The organism is Erwinia sp. BNK-24-b (genome assembly GCF_047456155.1).
GTDB classification, from domain to species: domain Bacteria; phylum Pseudomonadota; class Gammaproteobacteria; order Enterobacterales; family Enterobacteriaceae; genus Erwinia; species Erwinia phyllosphaerae.
The window spans coordinates 977,027-1,001,043 of sequence record NZ_CP179901.1 but is presented as its reverse complement, the minus strand read 5'-3'; the positions used below and the strand labels follow the sequence as shown (position 1 = coordinate 1,001,043).

The window sequence follows — 24,017 nt, the reverse complement described above, 5'->3', positions numbered from 1 at the left end:
CACGAAAACCAGAGTAATGGAAACGTTATAACGTAACAATATCTGCTCCTTTTCTGCTCGGACAGTCAATTCTGTGACCTGCCTTAAAAGCTACAAAAAAATGTTGGGACTGTCGGTTTAGTCGAAGGCAATCACGCTATTCTTAGCGAAGTGCTTTTAACAGAGACGGCAGACCATGACAGAATCCTTATCCGGGCCTGCTGCTTTCTCCAGCCCGCAGCGACGCTGCCACCTGCTTTTACTGCTTTATCTTCCGACCAGCGTAACGCTGGATCTCGTCTGCCAGCTCAACGGCGTTGATCCTGCCGTTGCCCGGCAAGATATAGCGGAGGTGGCGGCAGAAATCCAGCGCTATCACAGGCTCGCTGTTGTACAGCCAGCCAGCGAAAGCTTTGCGATCGAAGGTGCGGAACTGGATCGGCAGCTGTGCCTGCTGCACTGGCTCAGACGTGCGCTGCGGCTGACGCCCGATTTCGTTCGCCAGCAATTTTCGCCCGCCATCAAACAGCAGCTGCAACGTTTGCAAATGGAAAAATTGCTCTACGACGAGCATAACCTGAGCGCGCTGATCCAACATTGCTCGCAGGGGCTGGCACGGGATTTTACTGACCGTGACCGCCAGTTTTTGCCGCTGTTTATGCAGTACGTACTGTGCTGCCGGGCGGAACTGGCCTTTAACGAATCGCAGCAGGCCTGGCTGTCAGCGCGCGCAGAATTCAGGGTAGCGCAGGAGATAGTTAACCACTGGCAGAAACGCTGTAAAAACGCGCCGGACAGCAGCGTTGCCTGTTTGCTCGCGCTGCTGTTTAGCCAGATTCATGCCCCCGTGGTGGCCGACATTCGTTTCGACTACCAGCGCCAGCTGCATGAAGAAGTGCACTTGCTGATCGAGCGCTTTCAAATGCTTTCGGGCCATTTTTTTAGCAATCCAGACGAGCTTGGCGAACAGCTTTATACCCACCTTGCTCAGGCGCTGGAACGCTGCCTGTTCGGCATCGGCATTGATAACAGCCTGTCGGACGAGGTGGTCCAGCTCTATCCCCGGCTGCTGCGCACCACCAAAGAAGCGATCGTCAACTTCGAGCAGCATTACGGGCTGGCTTTCTCGCAGGAAGAGATGGGTCTGATTGCCATTATCTTTGGTGCCTGGCTGATGCAGGAGAACGTTCTACAGGAAAAACAGGTGCTGTTGCTGACCGGAAAAGATCGCGAGCTGGAAAAGCAGGTCGAACAGCAGCTCAGAGAACTGACGCTGCTGCCGTTGAGCATTAAATATCTGGATGTCATCGAGTATCAGCGCAGCAGCGCGCCGAAAGGTATTGCGCTGGTGATTACGCCTTACGCCACGCCGCTGCCGCTCTATTCTCCGCCGTTAATTCATGCGGAACTGCCGTTGCAGTCTCATCAGCAGGAACGTATCCGGCTGCTGCTTGAATCATAAACCGGCCGCTTTTGGACGCAGAAAGAGCGCCGGAACGACCAGCAGCGCCATCACCCAAAAAATATTGCCGTGCAGATGCGGGAACAGCAAGCCGCAGACGACCGTCATGACCGCAATGCCGCCGCCCATTGCGACTGCTGAATAAACGGACTGCAGGCGAATCACTTCCGCTCCTTCCCTGGCTGCGATAAAGCGCATGGCAGCAAGATGGCAAATGGTGAAGCTGCCGCAGTGCAGAATTTGCGCTATCACCAGCAGCGGTAAAGCGGTTGTCGAGGCCAGCAGGCTCCAGCGGATCAGCGCGCAAATGCCGGAAAGCAGCAGCAAATCACGCGCCGTCCAGCGGCGAAACAGTTTACCGCTGGCGGCAAAAACAATGATTTCCGCCACCACGCCCAGCGACCAGAGGTAGCCCACCACGCTGGCGGAATAGCCTGCATCCTGCCACCAGATAGCGCTAAAGCCGTAATAAGCCGCGTGCGCACCCTGCATCAGCATTACGCACAGCAAAAAGCGCCAGACCGCATTTTCCTTCAGCAGCCGTTGCCAGTCCTGCCAGCTGGCGCGTTCCACCTGCTTTTCGCTGCCCTGCGGCATTACCGCCGGACGAAACAGCATGCCGCCAAGCATGGCCGCCACGCCCGCACAGAGCAGCCATAAAATGGCCTGGTAAGAGAAAGCGTTAACCAGTACGCCCGTCAACGCAGAGCTGATAACAAACGCCAGCGATCCCCATAGCCTGACCGGCCCGTAGGCCATCGCAATCTGCCGTTGCCAGGTGGCGGCCAGCGCGTCGCTGATCGGCACCAGCGGCGAGAAAAACAGGTTAAAACCAATCATCACCAGCAGCAGCCAGACCCAAAAAGTCCCGATCCAGAAGCCCAGCGCGCACAGCAGCGATAAGCCAGCCAGCAGACGAAGCACGGTAATTAATCGAGAAGGATTGGTGACGCGGGAAGCGATAAGCAGGCTACCGGTAAAGCGGGCAACCATGCCAGCCCCAAGCAGCAGACCGATTTTTTCAGCATCCAGACCGACGCCTTTTAGCCACACGGCCCAGAAAGGTAGCCAGACGCCATAGGCAAAGAAATAGGTGAAGTAACCCAGCGCAAGCCACCAGGCAGAACGAATTGCCATTTTCCCTCCGGCAAAATTCAGGCAAAAAAAACGGGACATCAAGTCCCGTTTTATCGTTAAAGCTAAAATTTTATGCGTATACCGGGAAGCGGGCGCACAGTTCCAGCACCTGCTTTTTCACGCGTTCGATAGTGGCTTCATCGTTGACGTTGTCAAGAATATCGCTGATCCAGCCAGCCAGCTCGCGTACTTCGGCTTCTTTAAAACCGCGACGGGTTACGGCCGGGGAACCGATACGGATACCGGAAGTCACAAACGGGCTTTTCGGATCGTTCGGCACGCTGTTTTTGTTTACGGTGATGTTGGCACGGCCCAGCGCCGCATCGGCTTCTTTACCGGTCAGGTTTTTCGCCACCAGATCGATCAGGAACAGATGGTTGTGGGTACCGCCAGAAACGATGTCGTAACCGCGCTCCAGCAGCACTTCCACCATTGCTTTAGCGTTTTTGGCAACCTGCTGCTGATAGACCTTGAACTCTGGCTCCATCGCTTCTTTCAGCGCTACCGCTTTACCGGCAATTACGTGCATCAGCGGGCCGCCCTGGCCGCCAGGGAAGACGGCAGAGTTCAGTTTCTTATACAGATCTTCGTCGCCGCCTTTCGCCAGGATCAGGCCGCCACGCGGGCCAGCCAGCGTTTTATGCGTGGTGGTGGTAACGATATGCGCATGAGGAACCGGGTTTGGATAAACGCCTGCGGCGATCAGGCCAGCAACGTGTGCCATATCAACAAACAGGTAAGCGCCGATGCTGTCTGCGATCTCGCGCATTTTTGCCCAGTCGCAGACGCCGGAATAGGCAGAGAAACCGCCAATGATCATTTTCGGCTTGTGCTTCTGCGCCTGTGCAGCCAGATCGTCGTAGTCAATTTTGCCGGTTTCGTCGATGCCGTAAGGCACCACGTTATAAAGCTTACCGGACAGGTTAACCGGTGAACCGTGGGTCAGATGGCCGCCGTGCGCCAGGTTCATGCCCAGAATAGTGTCGCCCGGCTGCAGCAGCGCGGTATAAACAGCAAAGTTGGCCTGTGAGCCGGAATGTGGCTGCACGTTGGCATAGTCTGCGCCAAACAGCTCTTTCGCACGGTCGATAGCCAGCTGCTCGATGATATCCACATATTCACAGCCGCCGTAGTAGCGCTTGCCCGGATAGCCTTCGGCATATTTGTTGGTCAGCTGAGATCCCTGCGCCTGCATGACGCGCGGACTGGTGTAGTTTTCCGAAGCAATCAGTTCAATATGCTCTTCCTGACGCACTTTCTCTTGCTCCATTGCCTGCCACAACTCGGCATCATAATCGGCAATATTCATATCACGCTTTAACATCCGCTTCTCCTGACTCAGCTAACAATCTATTCGGCATTGAACGGCCCTTTTGGGCGAAGGCCAACAGTGTAAACCGTTTTGCCCGTTCAGGGATAGCCAGAAAGCGCGGTTTTTACGCAAACGATTGGCTCTACGGCTGGCAAGGGTTAATTAATCGTTTTCTCCACGCGGCGAGCTGGATAATCCCTCATCATGCGAATGCAAATTTTTCATCTTCGCTTGTTTTATGCGGTAATAAATCACCCTGTTTAGTAGAGGGATATTTACAAAACAGGCCGTTTCGCTATAAGATGCATTTAAAATGCAACTTATAGAGATCCCCAGGAGCACGCTATGTTAGACGCCCAGACTATCAGCACCATTAAGGCAACCATTCCCGCTTTGCTGGCAACCGGTCCTGCCCTCACCGCTCACTTCTATGAGCGGATGTTCACCCATCATCCCGAGCTGAAAGACATTTTTAATATGAGTAACCAGCGCAATGGCAATCAGCGGGAAGCGCTGTTCAACGCCATCTGCGCCTATGCAGGGAATATTGAAAATCTACCCGCTATTCTGCCCGCGGTAGAAAAAATCGCGCAGAAGCACACCAGCTTTGCAGTGAAGCCGGAACAGTATCAGATTGTCGGCGAGCACCTGCTGGCCACGCTGGATGAAATGCTCAGCCCCGGCCAGGAAGTGCTGGATGCCTGGGGGAAAGCTTACGGCGTGCTGGCTGGCGTGTTTATCAAGCGCGAGGAAGAGCTTTATGAAGCCGCGGAGCAGAAGCCGGGCGGCTGGCGGACACCGCGCGCCTTCCGTATTGCGGAGATTACGCAGCAAAGTGAAGTGATTAAAAGTTTCCTGCTGGTTCCCACGGACGGCAAGCCGGTAGCCGACTATCAGGCCGGACAATATCTGGGCGTATGGGTGCGCAACGAAAGCTTTGCCAATCAGGAAATCCGTCAGTATTCATTGACTCGCGCGCCTAACGGCAAAGATTACCGAATTGCCGTGCGTTATGAAGCAGGCGGAACGGTTTCCGGCTGGTTACATCAGCATGCGCGCGTGGGCGACGAAGTACAGCTCGCGGCTCCGGCCGGTGATTTCTTCCTGAACGTGCAGCCGCAAACGCCGGTCACGCTGATTTCCGCAGGCGTTGGCCAGACGCCGATGCTGGCGATGCTCGAGGTACTGGCGGCCGCCGGACATCCGGCACGCGTGCAGTGGTTCCACGCGGCTGATAATGGCAAAACGCATGCTTTTGCCGCTGAGGTTGCCGCCGCTGGCGGTCAGCTTACACTTTTTTCTCAGTATATCTGGTACAAAGACCCGCAGCCTGAAGACCACAATCGCTATAACGTGCCGGGCCTGATGAACCTGCTGCCGATAAAAAACCAGTTCAGCGATCCGGCTACGCATTACTATCTTTGCGGCCCGATTGGGTTTATGCAGTTTGTTGCTGCACAGCTGGTAAAAATGGGGACAGATACCGATCGGATCCACTACGAAGTGTTTGGTCCGCATAAGGTGATTTAAGCGAGGCGTGGGCTTAAGCCTGTTAAGCAGGACGCCGCCCTGGAGCGGCGTCTGAGCAGATAGCTTTCTAAACAGCTGGCTATTGCGGGGTGGTTTCTGAACAGTAGCCTGATGCAGACTGGCGCTGAGAAGTAGCGCCAGGCAGACTGACTCTGAGAAGTAACTCAAGACAGGCTGGCTCTGAGAAGTAGCCCAGGCAGACTGACTCTGAGAAGTAGCCCAGGCAGACTGACTCTGAGAAGTAACTCAAGACAGGCTGGCTCTGAGAAGTAACTCAAGACAGGCTGACTCTGAGAAGTAACTCAAGACAGGCTGGCTCTGAGAAGTAACTCAAGACAGGCTGGCTCAGAAAAGTAGCCTAGGGCCGATGGCTTTATCGGCCTTTCATCAGCGCTCGAGCGGCTTAAATAGCTTCTTCGTCTTCTTCGCCGGTACGAATACGTACTACGCGAGCCACATCGAATACAAAAATCTTGCCGTCACCGATTTTTCCGGTCTGGGCGGTTTTCATGATCGTTTCCACGCAGGTATCGACAATATCGTCCGCCACCACGATCTCAATCTTCACCTTTGGCAGAAAATCGACCATGTATTCCGCGCCGCGATAGAGTTCGGTATGGCCTTTCTGACGACCAAAACCTTTTACCTCGGTCACGGTCATACCGGTGATCCCTACTTCGGCAAGCGCTTCGCGCACGTCATCCAGCTTGAACGGTTTGATAATTGCATCAATCTTTTTCATGACAGGCCCTTGTTATTCCCTCACCAGCCGGAGGATAAGTGTATTTTAGTGGACGGACAGCGGACAGCCCGTCTCTTTTCCGGGTGGATAACCTATCACATCCCGACCCTGAAGCGGCACAAAAAAACTACTCTTTAAAATCAGAGGGATCCAGCTCGTGACGCGCCAGTAATTTATAAAATTCCGTGCGGTTGCGTCCCGCCAGGCGAGCCGCGTTGGTTACGTTACCCCTGGTCATTTGCAGCAGCTTACGCAGATAGTTCAGCTCAAACTGGTTTCTGGCCTCTACAAAGCCAGGCAGCGCCGTATTTTCGCCTTCCAGCGCCTGTTCAACCAGCGCCTCGCCAATAACCGGCGCGGAGCTTAGCGCCACGCATTGTTCAATAACGTTGACCAGCTGCCGTACGTTACCCGGCCAGCTGGCGGCAATCAGGCGCTTCATCGCGTCGGTAGAAAAACTGCGCACGAAGGGTTTATGCCGCTCGGCCGCCTGTTTTAACAGATGGTTTGCCAACAGCGGAATATCTTCAGCGCGTTCATGCAGTGCCGGAATACGTAGCGCGACTACGTTCAGACGGTAAAAAAGATCCTCGCGGAATTCTTTTTTCTCCATCGCTTTTGGCAGATCGCGATGGGTGGCAGAAATGATGCGCACGTTAATATCCAGATCGCGATTGCTACCGAGCGGCCGGACTTTACGCTCCTGCAAAACGCGCAGGAGCTTAACCTGTAGCGCCTGCGGCATATCGCCAATTTCGTCAAGAAACAGCGTGCCGCCTTCCGCCGCCTGAAACAGCCCTTCCCGCTGGCTGACCGCGCCGGTAAAGGCACCTTTAGCATGGCCGAACAGCTCCGATTCGAGCAGCTGTTCCGGCAGTGCGCCACAGTTAATAGCGATAAAGGCCTTGTTCGCTCGCGGACTGGCCGCATGGATTGCCTGAGCCAACACCTCTTTACCGGTACCGCTCTGGCCGGAGATCAGCACGCTGACGTCCGACTGCGCGACCATTCTGGCCTGCTCCAGCAGCCGCAGCATCAGCGGGCTACGGGTAACGATGCTTTCACGCCATGCATCGTCGCTGGCCGGCGCGCGCTGGGCAAGCGCCTGGTCGATAGCGCTATACAGCGCATCACGATCGACAGGTTTAGTCAGGAAGCTGAAAACGCCCTGCTGCGTGGCGGAAACGGCCTCCGGGATAGAGCCGTGCGCGGTCAGGATGATAACCGGCATGCCAGGATGGCTTTTTTGCACTTCGCCAAACAGCGCCAGGCCGTTCATCTCGTCCATTCTTAAATCGCTGATCACCAGATCGATGCGCTGGTTTTGCAGCATGCGTAGCGCTTCCGCGCCGCTTTCGGCGGTAAAGACGCTAAAGCCTTCGCTACTCAGGCGCATTCCAAGCAGCTTCAGCAGGCCCGGATCGTCGTCCACCAGCAGCAGATTGGCCGATTTTTTCATTGTCGGGTCTCCTTTTCCACGCCGCTTTTATCGTTGTGATTGTCTGTGCTGTCAGGAGAGTGGCGAGATGAAAGCTGGCGCTCAATGTCCGTTAGCGAGTCAAGCTTGCGGCGCGTGACCTTTAATTCTGCGCTTAAAGCCACCTGCTGCTGGCGCAGCGTGTCCAGCTGGGCGTCGCTGGTTTGCTGGAGATGGTGATAGCGCGTGCGCTCTTCTGAAAGCTGGAGCTGCGCCATCTGGTTATCGCGCCACAGCTGCTGTAACGTTCTGACCGGGGCCGGAAAGTCGCGGCCAAATTCGTCAAGATGCAGCATATACTGGCGTCGTTCAATCGGCGTGACGTTACCGTTAGCCATCAGCACCCCTTGTTTAAACGCGGCCTGCCAGCTGTCAGCTATCTGGCGTCTTGCTTCGGCGCGGGCATCGGCTGGCGATAGCCTGGCGGCACAGTCCATCGCCCGTAGCCAGTAAAGCGCGTTATCGGTTTTGCTTTCTTCAACATTCCAGATCAGCGCGCAGTCGACCAGTCGATAGTCAATCACGCTCGCTTCGGGTTCTTTGGCCTCGTGGAGCCCGGCTATTCTGGCGTCTGGCTTATGGCTTGCGCAGGCCGCCAGCAAGCCGGCCAGCAGCGTGATAGCGGTCAGTTTGCCCGGCTGCGCAAAAAATCCCGCAGCAAAAAAGAGTGAAGATCTCATTATTTATGCTCGACGATAGAATTGAGTTCGATGCGAAAGCAAACGTCCGCCTGTTTGCTGGTCGCCAGCCTGAGATCGCCCTGTAAACGGTTCACGCAATCTTTGGCGATACTGAGTCCCAGACCGCTGCCTTTTACCGCGCCTTTGCGCTGCTGGCTGCCCTGAAAAAACGGTTCAAAGATCATCGCCCGTTCGCTTTCGGGAATTGGCGAGCCGCTGTTAGCGACTTCGATAATGACCTTGCGGCCCTCTGGCCAGCTGCGGATCCAGATAGTACCGGATTCGTCGCCGTAGTGTATCGCATTCGAGTAGAGATTATCGACCGCCCTGGTCAGCAGCGTCTCTTCTGCCCGGCACGTTTTGGCCGCCAGCGTGATGTCCGTCTGCATCATACGTTTGCGCGCCGTCAGATTATGGCTATCGACGATGCGGTCAATCAGCGGCCCCAGCTCAACGGGTTTCAACACTATCTGCGCTTCCGAAAGCTTACGGTTATAGTCCAGCAGTTGCTCAATCAGCCGCTGCAAATGACGGCTGCTTTCATCAAGAATAGTCACCACATCGCGCTGGTCAGCCGTTAACGGGCCGGCCACTTCATCCGCCAGCAGCGCCGTGCCTTCCCGCATGCTGGCCAGCGGCGTTTTCAGTTCGTGCGAGATATGTCGCAAAAACTCGTGCCGCTGCGATTCCAGAAAGACCAGCCGCTCGCTCAGCCACAGGATGCGCTGCCCCAGCGAACGCAGCTCGCGCGGCCCCTTTAAGGCCAGATTATGGCTGGCGGAACGCCCTTCCCCCAGGCGGTTAATCATGCGCTCCACGGCTTTTACCGGCCCAATGATCATGCGGGTAAACAGCAATACCAGGCCAAGGCTCAGCAGAAAAAGGATAAGCGCCTGCCAGCCAAAATACTGGCCGCGCTCGGCTATCTCTCTTTGTAGCTGTAGCCCGCGAGAAAAGGCCGCTTCGCGAGTAAACTGCACCAGCTGGCCGTTAGTGGCGGAAAAGCTTTCCAGATTATCGGAGGCCGCTTTTACCGGGCTGCTGTTTTCACAGCTGATTTTATCCAGGCGGGAAAGCAGCTGCTGTAGCGTCTGAGAAAGCTTCTCGTTCGGCAACGCTGCCGTCTGCTCCGCGAGCATCTGTACATATTTGGTCCGCTGGCTTTGATAAAGATTGGCCAGCATCGGATCGTCCAGCACGCAGTACTGGCGATAGCTTCGCTCCAGCTCAAGGGCGGTACGCGCCATCGCCTCGCTGCGCCGCACGTCGGTCAGGGTCGAGCGGTTGGTATCCGCCGCCTGGTTACTTAAGGCGGAGAGGCTTTCCCATGCCTGCCACGCCAGCACCAGCAGCGGCAGCAGCACCAGAAGAAAGGCCATCAGCACCAGCTGACGTAAGGATTGGGGAAAAAAACGCCATGTTTTCACGCGCAGCTCTCTTTAGACAGTTCAGCCCGATGCTAGCTGAGTGCGACGCCGGAAGAAAGCCCTGCGGCAGAATGAAAAACGGCAGGCTTAAAAGCCTGCCGCTAGAGCGATGTCGGTAATAACCGCCATGCCGAAAAAGGTGGTGCCTAACTCAACGTTGCGCCCGTGGTGTGATAAAGCCATTGCTGGTCTGTTATCGGTCCGGTGGACGGCAGGCACCGTATTGTGCGTCATTCGAGGTTGTTATGAAGCGCTTGACCGCTTGCGCAGGGCTGTCATAACCAGGTGAATGAGCCACTGGGTAAACTATAGCAAAACCCGTGCCATGTTTAAATTTATTTTTTATTGCATTGATTAATAAGAAGAAAAAAACATGATGGATTTATACGCAGGGGATTCGGTTTTCACAGCGCCAGGAAAGTGTCGCCAGAAAGAAACATCTTTAGGATTAACCTTAATAGATAAGCTTAATCAATGGGTTATGTGTCGCTATTTAGCGACACATAAGATTGGCCGTGTCGCTGATTTACAACAAACGGGATAACGGGATTAAAAAAGGGCAGCCGAAGCTGCCCTTTTATTACGCCTGGCGTATTAACCTAACTGCTTACGCGCGTTACGGAAAATACGCATCCACGGGCTGTCTTCGCCCCACTCCGCCGGATGCCAGGAGTTGCTGACGGTGCGGAAAACGCGCTCCGGATGCGGCATCATGATGGTGACGCGACCGCTTTCGTTGGTCACGGCCGTGACGCCGTTTGGTGAACCGTTCGGGTTAGCCGGGTAGCTTTCTGTCACTTTGCCAAAGTTGTCGACAAAGCGCAGCGCTACCAGTCCTTTGTGCTCCAGCGTCGCCAGATGCGCTTCGTCACGCACCTCGACAAAACCTTCACCGTGGGAAACGGCAATCGGCATGCGGGAGCCTGCCATGCCGTCCAGCAGCAGCGACGGGCTGGCCGCTACTTCTACCAGACTGAAGCGGGCTTCGAAACGTTCGGACTGGTTACGCACAAAGCGCGGCCAGGCTTCGCTTCCCGGGATCAGTTCGCGCAGGTTAGACATCATCTGGCAGCCGTTACAGACGCCCAGCGCCAGCGTTTGCGGACGGTGGAAGAAGGTTTCGAACTCGTCGCGCACGCGGCTGTTGAACAGAATAGATTTCGCCCAGCCTTCCCCGGCACCCAGCACGTCACCATACGAGAAGCCGCCGCAGGCAACCAGCGTCTGGAACTCTTCCAGGCCACGGCGTCCAGCCAGCAGGTCGCTCATGTGCACGTCAACCGCGTCAAAACCAGCGCGATGGAACGCGGCAGCCATCTCCACATGGGAGTTAACGCCCTGCTCACGCAGCACGGCCACTTTCGGACGAGCGCCCTTAGCGATATAAGGAGCGGCGACATCTTCTTCCGGCCGGAATGCCAGCTTCACGTTCAGGCCAGGATCGAGATCGTTTTTCTTCGCCTCGTGTTCCTGATCGGCACACTCTGGGTTATCGCGCAGACGCTGCATCTGCCAGGTGGTTTCCGCCCACCAGGTACGCAGGGTCGTGCGGCTTTCGCTATAGACCGCCGAATCACCGGAAGTGATAACAAAACGATCGCCAGGCAGCGCGTGGCCAAGGAAATGAACGCAGTCGGCAAGGCCGTGATCGGCAAAGATCTGCTCAACGTGTTGGCGATCTTCAGCAGCAACCTGGATCACCGCACCCAGCTCTTCGTTAAACAGCGCCGCCAGAGAATCGCTACCCAGCGCGGCGATATCCGCCTCAATGCCGCAGTGGCCGGTAAAGGCCATTTCTGCCAGCGTGACCAGCAGGCCGCCGTCGGAACGGTCGTGATAGGCCAGCAGCTTCTCTTCAGCCACCAGCGCCTGCATGGCGTTAAAGAAACCGGCCAGCTGTGTAGCGTCGCGCACGTCGGCAGGCTTGTCGCCCAGCTGACGGTAAACCTGCGACAGCGCGGTTGCGCCCAGTGCGTTAAGGCCACGGCCCAGGTCAATCAGCAGCAGCGCGTTGTCACGGTCTGGTTGCAGCTGTGGCGTAACGGTACGACGTACATCTTCCACGCGGGCAAAAGCGGTGATCACCAGAGAGAGTGGCGAAGTCATTTCGCGCTGCTCGGTGCCGTGCTGCCAGCGGGTTTTCATCGACATTGAATCTTTGCCGACCGGAATCGTAATTCCCAGCGCCGGACAGAGTTCTTCGCCTACGGCCTTCACCGCTTCATACAGCCCGGCATCTTCGCCCGGATGGCCTGCTGCCGCCATCCAGTTTGCGGAAAGCTTGATGCGCTTCAGTGAACCAATCTGCGTCGCGGCGATATTGGTGAGCGCCTCGCCCACGGCCAGACGACCGGAAGCAGCGAAATCCAGTAAGGCAACCGGCGCACGTTCGCCCAGCGCCATCGCTTCGCCGTAATAGCTGTCCAGGCTGGCGGTGGTCACGGCGCAGTTAGCAACCGGGATCTGCCATGGGCCAACCATCTGATCGCGTGCAACCATACCGGTAACAGTACGGTCGCCTATGGTTATCAGGAAGGTTTTTTCCGCCACGGTCGGCAGATGCAGCACGCGATGCACGGCATCGGCAACCGTTATCGCTTCACGCGCCAGCGGCTCGCCTTTGGCCTTCAGCGTGCTGACGTCGCGCGTCATCTTCGGCGTTTTGCCCAACAGCACGTCCAGCGGCATATCGATTGGCTTGTTGTCGAAATGGCTGTCGTTCAGCGTCAGATGCAGCTCTTCCGTCGCCTCACCGATAACGGCATAAGGCGCGCGTTCACGCTGGCAAAGCGCATCAAACTGCGCCAGTTTTTCTGGCGAAACGGCCAGCACATAACGTTCCTGCGACTCGTTACACCAGACTTCCAGCGGGCTCATGCCTGGCTCATCGCTAAGGATGTCGCGCAGATTAAAACGGCCGCCGCGCTCGCCATCGCTGACCAGTTCCGGCATGGCGTTAGAAAGACCGCCCGCGCCGACGTCGTGAATAAACAGGATCGGGTTTTCTTCGCCCAGCTGCCAGCAGCGGTCGATCACTTCCTGACAACGGCGTTCCATTTCCGGGTTATCGCGCTGTACGGAAGCGAAGTCGAGATCCGCATCAGACTGGCCGGAAGCCATTGAGGAAGCCGCGCCGCCGCCCAGGCCGATATTCATCGCCGGGCCGCCCAGTACGATCAGTTTCGCGCCAACGGTGATTTCACCTTTCTGCACGTGATCGGCACGAATATTACCGATACCGCCAGCCAGCATAATCGGCTTGTGGTAGCCGCGCAGCTCGACGCCGTTGTGGCTGTTAACCTGCTCTTCATAGGTACGGAAGTAGCCGGTCAGCGCCGGGCGTCCAAATTCGTTATTAAACGCCGCGCCGCCCAGTGGGCCTTCGGTCATGATATCCAGCGCGGTGACGATACGATCCGGCTTGCCGAAATCCTCTTCCCACGGCTGTTCAAAACCTGGAATGCGTAGGTTAGAAACAGAGAAGCCTGCCAGGCCCGCCTTCGGTTTCGCGCCGCGCCCCGTTGCGCCTTCATCACGAATTTCACCGCCGGAACCGGTAGCGGCGCCAGGCCACGGCGAGATAGCCGTTGGGTGGTTATGCGTTTCCACCTTCATCAGGATGTGTGCTTCTTCCTGATGGAAATCGTACTGGCTGTCGGCATTGGCATAAAAGCGGCCTACCTGAGAACCTTCCATTACCGCCGCGTTGTCTTTATAGGCGGACAAAACGTGGTCTGGCGTTTTCTCAAAGGTATTTTTGATCATTTTGAACAGCGATTTAGGCTGCTGCACGCCGTCGATTACCCAGTCGGCGTTAAAAATTTTGTGACGACAGTGCTCGGAGTTTGCCTGCGCAAACATATAAAGCTCAATGTCGTTCGGGTTGCGCCCGAGTTTTTCAAAAGCCTGCTGCAGGTAGTCGATTTCATCTTCTGCCAGCGCCAGGCCCAGCTTGCGGTTAGCCTGCTCCAGCGCCGCGCGGCCTTCACCCAGCACGTCGACGCTGGTGAGCGGTGCCGGCTGGTGATGGGCAAACAGCTGTTCAGCCTGAGACAGATCGCTCAGCACCACTTCCATCATACGATCGTGCAGCAGCGCGGCAAGCCCGCTCCACTGCGCTTCGGTAAACTGCGGCGCTTTCACATAGAAAGCCAGGCCGCGCTCCAGGCGCAATACCTGTGGCAGATCGCAGTTATGGGCGATATCCGTCGCCTTGGAAGACCAGGGAGAAATGGTTCCCGGACGCGGCGTCACCAGCAGCAGGCGACCTTCGGGAGTGTGTTCGGCGAGAGAAGGACCGTATTTCAGCAGGCGCTGCAAACGGGATTTTTCATCCTCGCTTAAGGGCGCGCTGACATCGGCGAAATGGACGTACTCGGCGTAAATGTCACTCACCGGCAGGTGAGCGTCCTGAAAGCGGGTCAGCAGTTTGTTAATACGAAATGCCGACAGAGCGGGCGAACCACGCAGAATTTCCATCATTAAAGATCTCTCGTCAGAGCGCCAGGCGACGCTTCTTTGGGCGCAACAGGGAAAACGGGCGCTATTATAGAGAATCCCCACCTGTTACGAAACCGTTTGCGCAGAATTTATCGCACAGAGGAATTGCCTGAAAAGCGCACAATTCCGGATGAATTCAGTTGCGCAGGTCGGTGGAGTTGCGCAAAATGCCCCACGCTCAGGGCCATTTCAGACCATAAATACTGCCGTTACAGACAGAATCCTGAGAGACATCGAGAGATAACCATTTGAAACGCCTGAAAATTAATTATCTGTTTGTCGGGCTGGTAACGCTGCTGCTCGCGCTGGCGCTGTGGCCGTCAATCCCGTGGCACAGCAGCGGGCTGGATCGAACAGAACAGATAAAATCGCGGGGTGTTTTGCGCGTCAGCACGCTCAATTCGCCTCTGACTTACTACACAGTGAATAAAGCGCCAGCCGGTATGGATTACGAGCTGGCAAAACGCTTCGCCAGTTATTTGGGAGTAAAACTGCAAATCACGGTGCGTCAAAACCTCAGCGAGCTGTTTGACGACCTGGAAAATAACAAAGCGGACATGCTGGCCGCCGGCCTGATTTATAACAACGATCGCCTTACGCACTTTCGTACCGGGCCAACCTACTATTCTGTTTCTCAGCAGCTGGTTTACCGGATGGGCAAGCCACGCCCGCCAAATCTGGGTGCGCTAAAGGGACGTCTGACGGTGGCTTCTGATTCTGCCTTCGCCTCTACCTTGCGCGATATCAGACAGAATCAGTATCCCGATCTCGACTGGGCAATCTCTACCGATCAAAGCCCGAACGCGCTGCTGGAAGCCGTGGCCGACGGCAAGCTTGACTATACGGTAGGCGATTCGGTGTCGATCGCGCTGCTGCAACGTATTCATCCGCAGCTGGCGGTGGCTTTTGATATTACCGATGAAGAGCCGGTCACCTGGTATATGCCGCGCGACGATGACGACAGCCTGTATGCCGCAATGCTGGACTATTTTAACCAGATGGCGGAAGAAGGCGCGATGGCGCGGCTGGATGAGAAGTATCTGGGCCACGTCGGGACTTTTGACTATGTCGATACCAGCACGTTTCTGCGCGCTATCGACAGCACCCTGCCCGGCATTCGGCCGCTGTTTGAAAAATATGCCCAGGAGATCGACTGGCGCCTGCTGGCGGCCATTTCCTGGCAGGAATCGCACTGGAATCCGCAGGCTACGTCGCCGACTGGCGTACGCGGCATGATGATGCTGACGCGCAATACGGCCGACAGCGTTGACGTTAGCGACAGAACCGATCCGGAACAGAGCATTCGCGGCGGCAGTGAATATCTGGTGCGGATGATGGCCAAGGTGCCGCCGACTATCCCCGAGGATGAACGCATCTGGTTCGCGCTGGCGGCCTATAATATGGGCTATGCCCACATGCTGGACGCGCGCAGGCTGACCGAAAAGCAGAAAGGCAACCCGGACAGCTGGGCCGACGTTAAGCAGCGGCTGCCGATGCTGAGCCAGAAACGCTATTACAGCCAGACGACCTACGGCTATGCACGCGGCCAGGAAGCCTATAACTATGTGGAGAATATCCGCATCTACCAGCTCAGCCTGGTGGGCTATTTACAGGATCAGGAAAGGAAGCTGGCGCAGCAGGCGGCACTGGAAGCACAGCTTGGTAAAGGCTATCCGGCCGTTGAACCGAAGGTAGCGGTAAACTGAAAAAGTTTGGCTGACCGATATCGATATCGCCGTTTTCGCGCATGGACGCGCAAAATGCTTCTTTATGGACGGATACTCGCCTGTCTGCGTTCCGGCCTGACGTTAATTTATCGGCAACGTCAGGCCCAACAACAAAACATTACTCTGCGTCCTTCTGCGCTGCGGCGCGTAGCTTATCGCGCAACGCTTTTTTCTCTGCTCGGCGGTAACGGAAAAAGTCGCTCAGCATTGCCGCGCACTCTGCGGCCAACACGCCCTCCTCGACTTTAACCTGATGGTTCATGCCCGCATGCCCCAGCACGTCCAGCAATGAGCCCGCCGCCCCGGTTTTTTCATCTCTGGCACCAAACACCAGCCGCCCTACTCTGCCGTGTACCATCGCGCCTGCGCACATCACGCAAGGTTCCAGCGTAACGTATAGCGTGGTATCCAGCAGGCGATAATTTTCCAGCACCTTGCCGCCCTGGCGCAGCGCCATAATTTCCGCATGGGCAGTAGGATCGTGATGGCCGATAGGCCGATTCCAGCCTTCGCCGATGACGCTGTCGTTCTGTACCAGCACGGCACCGACCGGTACTTCGCCCTCTTCCCAGGCACGGCGCGCCAGCGTCAAAGCATAGCGCATCCACTTTTCATCATTAAGGGTATTGCTCACCTGAGCCTCCAGCCAAAAAACGCCGGGCAGTATACCCGTTTACTCAAGCTGTTGCAGTTCCCCTTGCGGCGTCACGCGCCAGCGGTGCTGACAGAAAAACAGCAGCGGATTATCCTGCTTGCTGTCGCTATAGCCGCTGTAAAGCTGCAGAGGCGTGCCGATTTGCTCTTCAAGCCGCGCAACCTTTTCATGCCCCAGACAGCGCATCGCCAGCACTCGCCCGCCGTAAGCGCGCGCCATCTGGCTCGCGATCAGCTTTACCTTCGGCAAAAAAGAGGAGTCGAAATAGACCTGCTCTACCAGCGGCTGTGGCGAACCAGTAATCAGCCAGACGTCCGCATCAGCACTGTTAAGATAGTCCGTAAGCCGCTGCTGCACGACAGGAAAGGCCGTTACCCGCTGACGGAACCACTGCGCAAAAGCTTTCTCTCTGGCAAGCAGCCTTGCTTCGCTGTGCCCAAACGTTATTGACCACAGCAGCAGGCTCATCGGCCAGCGCGCCGCGCGTCCTTTTAACAGCATGCCTGCACCCACTACCGGCAGCAAAGGTATCACCAGCAACAGATTAAGCGGCTGACGCCATAACAGATAGCGCATAAAAGTGCCGAACATATCCTGCTGATGCAGCGTGCCGTCAAGATCGAAAAACACCACGCGTCGTTCCTGGCCAGTAATCAAACCTTTCTCCTCAGGGGGATCCCATAAACCATGCGCTTTCACGCCGCTTGCTAACCAGTAATAATAGTGAACGCTGAGATAACAGTGTCAAAACTTCAGGCGCGCACCTTATCGGGATAACAATTTTATGAAGAGTGACCGCTTTCCTGCAGCGCCGCCCGCAAAAAGCCCCGATGTTTGCTAAGCAACGTTTTGGCCCGTACGGCATCAACGCCGCTTAACACCATCAGGATGGCGGGCTTAACTTCATAAGCCGTTTGCTGTAGCGCGCTCTCCGCTTCCGCCCTTTCGCAGCCCGTTGCCTGACAAACCATACGGCAGGCGCGATCGACAAGCTTAACGTTGGTAGCCTGCATATCGACCATCAGATTCTGGTAAACCTTGCCGATTTTGACCATCGCGCCGGTTGAAATCATATTAAGTACCAGCTTTTGGGCCGTACCGGATTTTAAACGTGTCGATCCTGTTAACGCTTCCGGCCCTACAACGGGAGAAATGGCAATCTCCGCTTCCCGCGCTATGGGGGAGTCAGGATTGCAGGAAATAGCCGCCGTTTTACAGCCCAGCTGGCGGGCGAAGCGCAACGCGCCGATAACATAAGGTGTCCGGCCAGAAGCGGCCAGGCCCACTACCATATCCTGCGGCTTCAACGCTATCGCCTGTAAATCGCTTACGCCCAGCTGTTCATTATCTTCCGCACCTTCGACCGCTTTCAGTAACGCTCCCGGCCCGCCAGCAATCAGGCCCACTACCACACCGTGCGGCACGCCAAACGTTGGCGGACATTCGGAAGCATCCAGCACGCCCAGACGCCCACTGGTGCCTGCGCCCATATAAATTAGTCGTCCCCCCTGCTGAAGCGAGTAAGCTGCGGCCTCGACTGCTTTCGCCACTTCCGGCAGCGTTTGCCGCACGGCGTCAGCCACAGTCGCATCCTGCTCATTAAATTTTGTGACCATCTCCAGCGTGGACAGGCCGTCAAGCTCCATTGTCTCAACATTGCGCGTTTCTGAAATCAGTGAGCCTAAATTCATGCTATCCTCTCAGGTGAATTTTTAATTCTTTGTCGGGCTAAATTGCTGAATATTATATTCTCATCTGCCCGCTGACTGCCCGCTGGCCATCAGCGAACCGCTCTGGTCAGGGTAGTTTGCCTGCTGAACCGTGTGCAGACCAGTCTGAAAGGAGTACCAGGATGAGTTCACTGCTACGTATTCGCCAGCTTTATCCCACGCTGGCCCTGAACGAAAGGCGACTGGCTGATTTCCTGCTGTCACAGCCGGATCGGGCGCGTCATCTTAGCTCGCAAAAGCTGGCGGAAGAAGCCGGTATTAGCCAGTCCAGCGTGGTTAAATTTGCGCAAAAGCTCGGTTATAAAGGTTTCCCGGCTTTAAAACTGGCGCTGAGCGAATCGCTGGCGGAAAAGGATGCTATTACCGTCCACAACCTTATTTTAAGCGACGATCCTTTAAAAGTGGTTGGCGAAAAACTGCTGGCGGAGAAGCAGTCGGCGATCCGCGCCACGCTGGATATCAATAGTGAAGAGAAGCTGTTACAGACGCTAAACCTGTTAAAAAATGCAAAGCGAATCGTTCTGGTGGGTATTGGCGCTTCTGGCCTGGTAGCAAAAGATTTTTCGTGGAAGCTAATGAAGATTGGCATTCATGTGGTAGCGGAACAGGATATGCATGCGCTATTAGCCAGCGTGCAGGCGCTCGGGGTGGATGATGTGCTGCTGGCAATTTCCTATACCGGCGAGCGGCGAGAAATTAACCTGGCCGCGCAGGAAGCACGGCGCACGGGTGCCAGCGTGCTGGCATTTACCGGTTTTACGCCAAATACGTTGCAGCAATGCGCAACCCACTGTCTCTATACGGTGGCTGAGGAGCAAAGCACAAGCAGCGCATCAATTTCCTCTACTTCGGCACAGCTGGCGCTGACCGATCTGCTGTTTATGGCGCTGGTCCAGCACGATCCCGAACGGGCTTCCAGTCATATTCGCCACAGCGAGGCGCTGGTGAAGAAGCTGGTGTGATAAGCCACTGGCAGAAAAAAACGGGTAAGCATCTGACAGGTAATATGGTTTACGCGCTTTGCCAGACTCTTTTAACGAATGTAAACAAAATCTATGCACAGATGCTGGCTATGTTTTTTTGATTTTCCTATATAAATCAGCTATAAACGAAAACCATTTTTTAAAATAAGATGGCTGGTTTTTCACCAAAAATGCAGGGCCTGAGATAATTATCCTGAAGATATGAAAATGCTATATGAACCAGGTGTTATCGGAAGTTTATTCAGGTAGAGTTCACTAAATTAGTAAAACATTCCCTTGTAACAAGGAAAATATCCCGAATGTACGACTCACTTCCTCTTCATGATGGCTGCGCAAGGACCGAAAAAATCACCAGAGTGATATTCAGTCTTTCTTTAATTCTACTTTTGCTTATCCTTCCCCTTGGCTTTATCCATGAAAAAGCAGGCCGAATTGCATTCTATAATTGCAGCTATCTTTGTGGTGCAGGGATTTTACTCAATTTTAAAAGTATCCGTTCCACTCTCTTTTCTGCAAAAATAATACTTCCCGGCCTGCTTCTGGCAGCAATGTATTCGACGTGGTCGCTTGTTGTATCATTTAATATCGTTCCCAATGTTGATAATGGCCTTCTATTTACGCCTGCCAAAAGATGGTTCCTGGCCTCTCTTATTGCCTTATTTACACTATGGGGCGTGAAGAACAAACTGGTTAATAAAGAATTATTATTTAAGCTAACCTGGATTTCATTATCTGCTGCCTTTATCCTTTCCAGCGTCTATGGTATCTGGCAGCATATAAATGGTGTTGACAGAATTGTTCTTGGTATAAACCGTGCCACGATGACCGCCTATGCTTATAGTGCGATGGCACTTGCTATGATGACGATGCTGAACCAGATAAAATCCTTACCCGTCAGGTTTTCGGCAATCATCTTAACCTGTCTGCTTTCCATCTACATTATACTTCTTACCGAAACGCGTTCGGCAATGCTTATCCATACGCTGCTTTCTATAGCGATTATGCTTAGCGCCTTATGGCGTGGAAAAGTGATTAAACCCTTGCCGCTGGTTGCCATCCTTTTAGCTTTTTTTGTTGTTGCTTTACTAAGCAAAAACATCATCTTATCTCGATTTGAAACGACGCAGCAGGAAATAAGCCTGTTCACAAAAGGCGACGACCATACCTCTTTAGGCTCACGTTTTTCACTCTGGCAATCAGGCATTGTCGCTATAAAGCAGCATCCCTTTGGCGAAACGCAAACCACCAGAAATACAATCCTGCGTAGCTGGCTTGGCGTTAATCATCCAAATTCATTCGCGCTTGAATATATTGATGTTCATTTACATAATGAATTTATACAGTACGCTTCTCTTTTTGGCGTGTTTGGCGTATTGATCCTTCTCTTCTTCTTTATAAAGTTAATTTTTGATAATGGTACAAAGGGTATTTTTGATAATCCCGTCTCCATTGTGGCATTATCTGCGCTACTCTATGGTATGACGGATGTCGTTTTGACCTCAATAGAATATATAGCGTTACTGAGCACGTTAATTTTACTGGCTAGCGTTAACAGTATTGAAAAAATCAGGGATTGATAACAGTGTCTAAGATAAATCGTTTTTATTTTTTTATAATCATTTCAATCCTTACATTTTGGGTTGCTTACGGGTTAACCAGCAGACACTTTCCGATTGAACCGGATGCCGCCAACAGTTCTCTGGTCTGGCGAGCCTTACTTGCTGAAGGTATATCCGTATTTAAAGACTGGGCACCCACGCCCGACAACTGGTATTTTACCGTTTACCCCATCAATTTTCTTTTCTTTTTATTAACGGGCGATGATGGCATTTTTCCACTAACGCTATCAACGTCGGTTTTTGTTGCGATGACGGCGATCGTTCTTGCAGCAATTTTATATTCCATTACCCGCACCTGGCATGCACTCCTGGCGATATTAGCTTTAGTATGCCTTCCCGCTTTTGTTTATACATTTGGTTTTGTTGCTCATCCCTTTTCACATTACTCTACAAACTTTTTTGGCGCAGTCTGTCTGGCTTTGAGCCTTTATAATCTCAAAAAGAACTCTGTTCCGCTGGCTGTTGCTTATAGTATTATTTCCCTACTGGTTGCCGTTTCCGATCCGTGGTTCTCAGCTACCTACTTTTTACCTTTGTTATTGGTGAATATTTATTTTTCATGGAAAAAAGTAATATCGGTGAAAACTACCGGCATCGTGTTTGTCGCGTTTATTTTGTCGATGACGCATGTCCTGCCAAGAATGCCTGGATTGCCCATTCAACGTTTTAAACTGGTTCCGGTTGATCAATGGCTTATCAATGTTCAATGGACGGTTCAGGTACTGGGAAAAAGCCTTAACTTGTTTTTTGTAGACAATTTTCTGGCCTGTACATCTTCACTGATTATCTGGACGATGATGGTGGTCTGGGCTTTATATAAATGTTTAAAGCATAATAATAAAACTGTTTTTATCGCGCTCTTCAGCTTTCTGACTATTGCTGCGATAATTTCATCTTTTATTATTAGTTATGATTTACCTTCTATAGTTAGCGCAAGGTTTTTTGTAAATGTTATTTGCTTTTCTGTTATTATATCAACATTATGTTATGCTTTAACTAAAAATCCATTTTACCTGTTTTTATTGTTTTTTTACGTGGCATCTTCATGTTATTCATATCATATTACCGATAAGCCTTTTCAAGATCAGAAGCAGCTGACTAATCAGCACATGTCTTTTTTAGAGAAAAACCATTTAAATTTTGGTTACGATGACTTCTGGCATCTTTCAAATAATGTTAACTGGCTATCTGGTGGAAGAATACATATTATGCCTGTACTTTTCAATGACGATCTTATCCTGGATGTTAAATCATCGCGTTCTCAAACCTTACGCTCCCGGCTATCAGAGAAATTTATAAAATCTGCTCCCAATCGTCAGTTTATAGCTATTCCCCTGACGTAAAAACCCACTTCCAACCCTGCAGAAAATAAGCAATCTAAAATTATTAAAAAACAATCTGGCAATCCAGATGAAGTATTAACATTTCAGGATATGATAATAATTATTTATTCCAAAAAAATTGAGCCGCAATAGATTTGTGAGTCAATCAGCAAAGTAAACACAATAAATAATTAAACGAAGTCGCTATTTGTGATAACATATAATGACATTAATTTATAAAAGGAAACTAAAGGGAAAAGCAATGGTAAAAACAACCGGTTATATGCTAGTTACCATATTTTCATGCGCATTTTTATATCTCCACGCAAAGGGTATTTCTTATTACTCAGATGACTTATGGTTTTTAAAAGAGTCTTACGATATAAATATAGTGGATTTTTTGATAAGCAGATATCAAGGCTGGTCTTCCCGTACCCCAATAGAACTTGCTTTAATAAGTATAATAAAACACAGATTCCTTTGGGAGTTGTGTAACGCCTTTTTTTTCGCAATAGCAGTCAGTGCTATTTCTTATATCATCTCTGAGAATAAAAAAGAACTTTTTCTGACTAGTATAATATTTTTGACATTAATAATATCATCTCTAAAAAAAGGTTTCTTTAAGGAAGGGATTTTATGGATAACTGGTTCATTGAATTATTTATGGCCATTCGCGCTTGCTGTTGCCGGATATGCTTTAATTAAAGGGTGTAAGGGGATTTATAACAAAAAGATGATATACTCACTCGTCTTTTTTTTATTTACCCTCTCTTCTTTCAATGAACAAATTGTCGTGACAAACATTATTTTACTGGTAGCCATAATAGTTTTATTTAAAAATGAAAGGCGTGGCGTTTCCATATGCGCATTGATCGCTACCACGCTGGTCTTTTTGTATATTATTTTTTGCCCGGGAAATGCTTCCAGGTTTCATCTGGAAATAGGTAGATGGAATCCAGATTTTGTTAATATGACGTTCTATGGAAAAATTGCATCTGGTTTAAATCTTTCTTTTGACCAGTTCTTTTCAATACAGCCGATTGCCATAGCTATCATTTACTGCTCACTCATAGTGCTTTCTCCTGACTCACGGGTGAAAATCACCTCATCCTTTCTGCTTTTACTGACTATATCTTTAATCTTATTTCAGCGACATATGTTTAATGAAATGAATTTCGATACAATATTTAAATTCAATTCGGATAGTATATCAAGCTTTTTTTCAATCGCCCGAATTATAACCGTGTTATTTTTTTCGGGTGCTACAATATTATTGTTTTGGTTCTTGCGGAGAAAGTTTAAGATAGCGCTAGTTATGATGGTAGTTTATGTATCCTCCTATGCAAGCACCGTAATGCTTGGATTATCGCCTACTCTATATTCATCAGGGCAAAGAATATTTTTTGTTTCCGCAATGATTATTTGTTCCTTAGCGACAGCCAGTATAATACATACAATAAGACATTACCGCGCAAAATAATTTACAGCGGATAAAAACTGAGGGTTTCATTATTTTATCAGGTAGGGTGGTGATGGCAATAAAAAAACTGCATCACCACCTTTATGAAAATGAGCAGAGCAACATTGACTTAGATATAAATAAGAACGCCTACTTTACCCCCATCAGATAAAAATTACATCATCTTGAATAAAGTGCTGTACTGTTCACCCTTATAAATAACATAATCAAACCTTGTGACTTGTAAGATAAAGTCCTGGATTGAATTTTACTTAA

18 protein-coding genes are annotated in these 24,017 nt (G+C 52.2%); 8 read left to right on the top strand and 10 right to left on the bottom strand.

Features of this window, described 5'->3' with window-relative positions; genetic code table 11:
• Positions 1–175 precede the first annotated feature (175 nt).
• A complete protein-coding gene (gene csiE, locus ACMGGR_RS04655) occupies positions 176–1,441 on the top strand; it encodes a stationary phase inducible protein CsiE (RefSeq protein ID WP_246760699.1) in 1,266 nt (421 codons plus the stop codon).
• On the opposite strand, the gene ACMGGR_RS04650 is transcribed toward csiE, so the two are convergent.
• A complete protein-coding gene (locus tag ACMGGR_RS04650) occupies positions 1,436–2,578 on the bottom strand; it encodes a 3-phenylpropionate MFS transporter (RefSeq protein WP_414148275.1) in 1,143 nt (380 codons plus the stop codon). The genes csiE and ACMGGR_RS04650 overlap by 6 nt on opposite strands.
• Before the next feature lie 70 nt (positions 2,579–2,648).
• Positions 2,649–3,902, bottom strand: coding sequence for a serine hydroxymethyltransferase (gene glyA, locus ACMGGR_RS04645; protein WP_246760697.1), 1,254 nt, complete (start codon positions 3,900–3,902; stop codon positions 2,649–2,651).
• A 333-nt stretch (positions 3,903–4,235) separates the two neighbouring features.
• On the opposite strand from glyA, the gene hmpA reads away from it, so the two are divergent.
• On the top strand, positions 4,236–5,420 hold the full coding sequence (hmpA, locus tag ACMGGR_RS04640; RefSeq protein WP_414148274.1) for an NO-inducible flavohemoprotein: 1,185 nt from the start codon (positions 4,236–4,238) through the stop codon (positions 5,418–5,420).
• A gap of 403 nt (positions 5,421–5,823) precedes the next feature.
• On the opposite strand, the gene glnB is transcribed toward hmpA, so the two are convergent.
• The 4 genes from glnB to ACMGGR_RS04620 form a co-directional block, all read right to left on the bottom strand.
• Complete coding sequence (gene glnB / locus ACMGGR_RS04635) at positions 5,824–6,162, bottom strand: nitrogen regulatory protein P-II (RefSeq protein ID WP_246760695.1); 339 nt, start codon at positions 6,160–6,162, stop codon at positions 5,824–5,826.
• Between the two features lie 127 nt (positions 6,163–6,289).
• Positions 6,290–7,621, bottom strand: coding sequence for a two-component system response regulator GlrR (glrR, locus tag ACMGGR_RS04630; protein WP_246760694.1), 1,332 nt, complete (start codon positions 7,619–7,621; stop codon positions 6,290–6,292).
• Positions 7,618–8,319 (bottom strand): two-component system QseEF-associated lipoprotein QseG, encoded by a 702-nt coding sequence (gene qseG / locus ACMGGR_RS04625; RefSeq protein WP_246760693.1) that lies wholly within the window; start codon positions 8,317–8,319, stop codon positions 7,618–7,620. Before qseG ends, glrR begins: the two co-directional genes overlap by 4 nt.
• Positions 8,319–9,746: a sensor histidine kinase gene (locus tag ACMGGR_RS04620; protein WP_414148273.1), complete on the bottom strand. Its 1,428-nt coding sequence runs from the start codon at positions 9,744–9,746 to the stop codon at positions 8,319–8,321. The genes qseG and ACMGGR_RS04620 overlap by 1 nt, the downstream gene beginning before the upstream one ends.
• A 373-nt stretch (positions 9,747–10,119) precedes the next feature.
• On the opposite strand from ACMGGR_RS04620, the gene ACMGGR_RS04615 reads away from it, so the two are divergent.
• Positions 10,120–10,290, top strand: coding sequence for a hypothetical protein (locus ACMGGR_RS04615; protein WP_414148272.1), 171 nt, complete (start codon positions 10,120–10,122; stop codon positions 10,288–10,290).
• Between the two features lie 50 nt (positions 10,291–10,340).
• Here the strand turns inward: ACMGGR_RS04615 and purL are convergent, their stop codons facing one another.
• Entirely contained in the window at positions 10,341–14,228 is a 3,888-nt protein-coding gene (purL, locus tag ACMGGR_RS04610) for a phosphoribosylformylglycinamidine synthase (RefSeq protein ID WP_414148271.1), read from the bottom strand.
• Between the two features lie 266 nt (positions 14,229–14,494).
• On the opposite strand from purL, the gene mltF reads away from it, so the two are divergent.
• Positions 14,495–15,952 (top strand): membrane-bound lytic murein transglycosylase MltF, encoded by a 1,458-nt coding sequence (gene mltF / locus ACMGGR_RS04605; protein WP_414148270.1) that lies wholly within the window; start codon positions 14,495–14,497, stop codon positions 15,950–15,952.
• A gap of 139 nt (positions 15,953–16,091) precedes the next feature.
• Here the strand turns inward: mltF and tadA are convergent, their stop codons facing one another.
• From tadA to murQ, 3 genes are all read right to left on the bottom strand, one after another.
• Positions 16,092–16,607 carry a tRNA adenosine(34) deaminase TadA gene (tadA, locus tag ACMGGR_RS04600; RefSeq protein ID WP_414148269.1) on the bottom strand — a complete coding sequence of 172 codons (516 nt, stop codon included), beginning with the start codon at positions 16,605–16,607 and terminating at the stop codon, positions 16,092–16,094.
• Between the two features lie 39 nt (positions 16,608–16,646).
• Positions 16,647–17,285 carry a phosphatidylglycerophosphatase C gene (gene yfhb, locus ACMGGR_RS04595; RefSeq protein ID WP_246760688.1) on the bottom strand — a complete coding sequence of 213 codons (639 nt, stop codon included), beginning with the start codon at positions 17,283–17,285 and terminating at the stop codon, positions 16,647–16,649.
• Between the two features lie 125 nt (positions 17,286–17,410).
• Entirely contained in the window at positions 17,411–18,319 is a 909-nt protein-coding gene (murQ, locus tag ACMGGR_RS04590) for an N-acetylmuramic acid 6-phosphate etherase (protein WP_414148268.1), read from the bottom strand.
• Between the two features lie 161 nt (positions 18,320–18,480).
• On the opposite strand from murQ, the gene ACMGGR_RS04585 reads away from it, so the two are divergent.
• From ACMGGR_RS04585 to ACMGGR_RS04570, 4 genes are all read left to right on the top strand, one after another.
• On the top strand, positions 18,481–19,320 hold the full coding sequence (locus tag ACMGGR_RS04585) for a MurR/RpiR family transcriptional regulator (RefSeq protein ID WP_414148267.1): 840 nt from the start codon (positions 18,481–18,483) through the stop codon (positions 19,318–19,320).
• 320 nt (positions 19,321–19,640) lie between these two features.
• Entirely contained in the window at positions 19,641–20,918 is a 1,278-nt protein-coding gene (locus ACMGGR_RS04580) for an O-antigen ligase family protein (protein ID WP_414148266.1), read from the top strand.
• Between the two features lie 5 nt (positions 20,919–20,923).
• Positions 20,924–22,303, top strand: a complete 1,380-nt coding sequence (locus ACMGGR_RS04575; RefSeq protein WP_414148265.1) for a hypothetical protein — start codon at positions 20,924–20,926, stop codon at positions 22,301–22,303.
• A 241-nt stretch (positions 22,304–22,544) separates the two neighbouring features.
• Positions 22,545–23,762, top strand: coding sequence for a DUF6056 family protein (locus tag ACMGGR_RS04570; RefSeq protein WP_414148264.1), 1,218 nt, complete (start codon positions 22,545–22,547; stop codon positions 23,760–23,762).
• Positions 23,763–24,017 lie beyond the last annotated feature (255 nt).

Excerpts from the sequence above, each read along its gene's own strand:
- csiE (WP_246760699.1), top strand. The coding sequence starts at position 176 with ATGACAGAATCCTTATCCGGGCCTGCTGCTTTCTCCAGCCCGCAGCGA.
- ACMGGR_RS04650 (WP_414148275.1), bottom strand. The coding sequence starts at position 2,578 with ATGGCAATTCGTTCTGCCTGGTGGCTTGCGCTGGGTTACTTCACCTAT.
- glyA (WP_246760697.1), bottom strand. The coding sequence starts at position 3,902 with ATGTTAAAGCGTGATATGAATATTGCCGATTATGATGCCGAGTTGTGG.
- hmpA (WP_414148274.1), top strand. The coding sequence starts at position 4,236 with ATGTTAGACGCCCAGACTATCAGCACCATTAAGGCAACCATTCCCGCT.
- glnB (WP_246760695.1), bottom strand. The coding sequence starts at position 6,162 with ATGAAAAAGATTGATGCAATTATCAAACCGTTCAAGCTGGATGACGTG.
- glrR (WP_246760694.1), bottom strand. The coding sequence starts at position 7,621 with ATGAAAAAATCGGCCAATCTGCTGCTGGTGGACGACGATCCGGGCCTG.
- qseG (WP_246760693.1), bottom strand. The coding sequence starts at position 8,319 with ATGAGATCTTCACTCTTTTTTGCTGCGGGATTTTTTGCGCAGCCGGGC.
- ACMGGR_RS04615 (WP_414148272.1), top strand. The coding sequence starts at position 10,120 with ATGATGGATTTATACGCAGGGGATTCGGTTTTCACAGCGCCAGGAAAG.
- purL (WP_414148271.1), bottom strand. The coding sequence starts at position 14,228 with ATGATGGAAATTCTGCGTGGTTCGCCCGCTCTGTCGGCATTTCGTATT.
- murQ (WP_414148268.1), bottom strand. The coding sequence starts at position 18,319 with ATGAATTTAGGCTCACTGATTTCAGAAACGCGCAATGTTGAGACAATG.
- ACMGGR_RS04585 (WP_414148267.1), top strand. The coding sequence starts at position 18,481 with ATGAGTTCACTGCTACGTATTCGCCAGCTTTATCCCACGCTGGCCCTG.
- ACMGGR_RS04580 (WP_414148266.1), top strand. The coding sequence starts at position 19,641 with ATGTACGACTCACTTCCTCTTCATGATGGCTGCGCAAGGACCGAAAAA.
- ACMGGR_RS04570 (WP_414148264.1), top strand. The coding sequence starts at position 22,545 with ATGGTAAAAACAACCGGTTATATGCTAGTTACCATATTTTCATGCGCA.